Consider the following 3,251-nt stretch of genomic DNA (forward strand, 5'->3'; position numbering starts at 1 on the left):
ACGCGATCTCGCCGGGGGCTCCGAGCGGCACGAGCCGGCCCCGCTCATCGAGGATATGGATCCGGACGTTCGGGATCGGCGGGCCCAGTGGCACCGAGCCTCCCGCGGGCGCTGCGCTCATCACCTCGTGGTTCGTGTCGTCCGAGGTCTCCGTCAGCCCGTAGGCGTTGACCAGCTTGACGTCCGGCATCACGTCGAACCAGCGGCGGACCAGCTCACCTTTCAGGGCCTCCCCGGTCGCCGAGACGCAGCGCAGGTGCGGCAGGGCGCGGGGTTTGCCGCCCAGGTACGCCACCACCGCGTCCAGATACGACGGGACGACCTGGAAAACCGCGACCGCGCCCCGTTCCACCGTGTCGATGAACCGTTCGACGTCGAGGATGCGGTCCTGACCGACGATGAGTGTGCGGCCGCCGACGACCAGGGCCGAGAGCAGTTGCCACAGCGAGATGTCGAAGCATTGGGGGGCGCTCTGGGCGACGACGTCCCCGGGGCCGATCCCCAGGTCCTCGATCTTGGCGTACAGGTGGTTCACCATCCCGTCGTGTTCGCACATTGCGCCCTTCGGCTCGCCCGTGGAACCGGACGTGAAGTAGACGTAGGCGAGCTGGTCCGGGCGCACCTCCAGGCCGGGATCGTCAGCGGGGTGCCCCTCGGCCTCGATGTCCTCGAACAGGAGCCTCGTCACCGCAGGCATTCCTTCCAGTGCCTCATCCAGGGTGGCGGTGCTGCCGCCTTCGGTGAGCACCACCCGGGCCCCGGCCCGCGTGAGCGTCCTGCCGATCCGGTCGGCCGGGAAATGCGGTTCGATCGGCAGGTACGCGCCCCCGGCCTTGAGGATGCCGATCACGGCGGCCATCCACTCCAGGTCCCGTTCGGCGACGACCGCCACGATGTCCTCCGCGCGCAGGCCGCGCGCGGACAGGGCGCGGGCGATCCGGTTGGCGCGGGCGTTCAGCTCCGCGTACGTCCACTCCCGCGCGTCCTGGACCGCCGCGATCCGCTCGGGATGCTGCCGGACACGCTCCTCGAACAGCTCGTGGAAGCGCCGCCGGGGCCGGGACCGCCCGGGCCCGGCCAGCTGCTCAAGCTGGAAGCGCCGCTCCCCGGGACCGACGAGGTCGGCCCCGGCGGGGTCCGAGCCGGGGTCCGCGACCAGATGGCGGGCTGCGCTCAGGTGATAGCCGGCGATCCGCAGTGCCGCGTCCTCGTCCAGTACGTCGCGGCGGTAGCGCACGCTCAACGCTTCGCCACCATCACCGCCGCGGAGGGACACTCCCAGGACGAGGCCTTCCGCGAGCCCGGAACCCCCGTCATCGCCGGCGCTGAACACCACCTCGTACGTCCCGGAAGCCTGCGGCCCTCCGGCCCGCCCGGCGTGGGCCTGGCCCTGCCGGATGCGCGCCGAGGAGACCAGCGCATGCCATGAGCCCAGTTCCAGATCGAGTTCGCAGGGCCAGGTCCCCGACGCGTCCCTGCAGCCGGTCGTGACCTCCGTTTCGCCGGACAGCGCCTGGAGCACCCTTGCATGAGCTGCCATCCAGATCGATTCAGGGGACGCGTCCAACATGCGGGACAGTGTCCGCACGCCCTGGCGCAGGTCCTGGGGCACAGCAACTTCGATCCGCCCCTGACCCGGCCGGCGCTCCCGCGTCCACCGGGGAATCGCTGTCCGCGCGGCCCCCGCGGGGGCCGTCCGATCGTTGCCCGGGCCAGGCGGGTGGTCGGCGGCGGTACGGCAGGTCAGCGCAGAGGTGGTCGTCATGATGCGAGCCTTTCCAGCGCGGCGGGGGACGTGGCGGCGGCCCGGGCCTCTTCGGCCGGGTTGCCAGCCCACAGGGAGCCGGCGGCGAGGGTCGTCCCCTTCATCACGAAGGAGTCGGCGGCGACGACGACGCGGTCTTCGATGGTCATTCCGTAGTGGACAAAAGCGCCGACGCCGAGCGTGACGTCGTCACCGATGACGATGTGGTCGGACTTGAACATTCCGTCCTCCTGGGAATGGGACTGGATCGTAGTGCCGTTGTTCAGCGTGCAGTTGGAGCCGATCGTCACCAGGGTCCGCTCGCTGACCCCGCAGCCGTCGTCGAAGACCCGGGACCCGATCCGCATGCCCAGCAGACGCCAGAACAGTGGCTTGAACGGCGTCCCGTTGAGGATGGCCGTGTATCGGCTCTCGGCCATCAGCTTCCAGTACCGCTCGTGCGACCAGAAGTGGGGGTGGTAGATGGAACAAAGCCTGGGCTGAAGCGGCCGGAACCCCGTCACGAGGCGCTCGATGCCGATGGGGACCAGCAAACCAACCACGAGCATCACGACAAACGACGCGCTCAAGGCAAGGAAACCGAACTGGTCGGACAGCTCCAGGGCAGCGAACATAGCCAACGTGGCCAGGGACATGTTGAACCACCGCGCCAGCATCAGGAGGGCCATGGTGCGCCGGTTGTGCCTGTTCTTGGCCGCCAGGTCCCGCCGGAAGTGCGCACGGTGCGTGTGTTCTTCCGGAAGGGCGTCCCGCAGGACCGAGCGGGGGATCTCGAACGCCGGTGATCCGAGCAGGCCCACGTCATGGCGCACCGGTCCGTTGGTGGGAACCATCACCTTGGTCGCGAGCAGGCAGTTGTCCCCGGTCCTTGCCCCGGCCGGAAAGAGAACCGCGTTGCCAAGGAAGTTGTGCGCGCCGATCTCCGCGCGACTGACCTTGAACGACGTCGCCGAGAAATCGGTGTTCATGAAGGACACCGCGTCGGCGATCATCGTGCCGGTGCCGATCGATGAAAGGAACGGGTTGTCGTGCTTGAACACCGTGCCCATGTTCGAACCGGTCTGCTGGACCTTTCCCAACTTGTAGCCGATGGCCTGCACGTAGTTCACGATGTACGAGCTGTCCCCGAACAACTGTTGGAGCATGTGACTGTTGGTCAACCTCGCCACCGCGCGCGCGGCAGCGTCCCGCACGCCGAACAGCGGATACACAGTATCGGGCTTCAGAGCGAGGTTGAGCAGCCGGGGCAGGGTCGTGACGACCACCAATGTGAGGACCGTCCCCCCGAAGACGCCCAGGCCGGCCAGAGCAATGGCTTGGGCGTAGAAGGTCCACTCGGCAAAGGCGAGCGGATGCGCGTCCAGCAACGCCGCAACGCTCGGAATCGCCAGCACGGCCAGCGTGATGACCAGGCCCACCATGGTGCGACCCATTCCGAGCGCGCCGAAGAGCTGGGTGAGGGCGAACCATCCCCGGCGCCAGGGCC

General features: G+C 68.6%; 2 protein-coding genes. Both read right to left on the minus strand.

The window, feature by feature from the left end; genetic code table 11:
- The coding region (locus G9E11_RS15020; protein WP_190607135.1) for an AMP-binding protein at positions 1-1,765 on the minus strand (1,765 nt) is incomplete at its 3' end.
- On the minus strand, positions 1,762-3,251 hold a 1,490-nt coding region (locus G9E11_RS15025), incomplete at its 5' end, for a Pls/PosA family non-ribosomal peptide synthetase (protein WP_284691188.1). The genes G9E11_RS15025 and G9E11_RS15020, both read right to left, overlap by 4 nt.

The sequence above is a fragment of the Arthrobacter ipis genome, assembly GCF_014694315.1.
Taxonomy (GTDB): domain Bacteria; phylum Actinomycetota; class Actinomycetes; order Actinomycetales; family Micrococcaceae; genus Arthrobacter; species Arthrobacter ipis.